The organism is Janthinobacterium sp. GW822-FHT07A03 (genome assembly GCF_058798815.1).
The window spans coordinates 1-567 of the sequence record NZ_JBXAKW010000053.1 but is presented as its reverse complement, the minus strand read 5'-3'; the positions used below and the strand labels follow the sequence as shown (position 1 = coordinate 567).

Genomic DNA, 567 nt, shown 5'->3' with positions numbered 1-567 from the left:
TGGTAAGCGGCGCTGGCGGCGTGGTCGAGCTGGTCCAGGAACCACAGCCGCTGCTGCGCAAACGACAGCGGCAAGGCTTGCGTACGGTCGGCAGTACCAATCTCGCCGCGTCGCTGCGACGTGTGGCTCAGATTGTTGAGAAACACAATAATCTCACCCTTGTGCGCCCGGACTTGCTCTTGCAATGCTGGAGTCAATGCTCCCTTGCTCCCCTGACTAATCAATTTCCCATCTTTGATGGCCAATACAACACCAAGGCGGCTGATCTCCAGCAACAACTGCTCAACTTTATTCATTTTTATATGTATCGTTTATGTTAGAACTCGATTATTTCGTTCTCATCAGCTAATTCTCCGACCGCAGGCGTGGTCGTCAAAGCTAACAGGCTCTGGATATTTTTTGCAATGTGGGCAAGGATCGGTACTTCGAACAGCATGCGGAGCGGCAGCGTGATGCCCAATTGATCGTTCACGGCCGACATGAACCGGGTCGCGAGCAGCGAATGGCCACCTAGTTCAAAGAAGTGATCATCGCGGCCGACCTGGTCAAGTCCCAGCAGATCCATCC

2 protein-coding genes are annotated in these 567 nt (G+C 53.4%); both read right to left on the bottom strand.

Annotated elements, in window-relative coordinates:
* Positions 1 to 296: TubC N-terminal docking domain-related protein (locus AC1RJW_RS29760; RefSeq protein ID WP_493048122.1), on the bottom strand; the 296-nt coding region annotated here is incomplete at its 3' end.
* A 20-nt stretch (positions 297 to 316) separates the two neighbouring features.
* On the bottom strand, positions 317 to 567 hold a 251-nt coding region (locus AC1RJW_RS29755), incomplete at its 5' end, for a phosphopantetheine-binding protein (protein ID WP_493048121.1).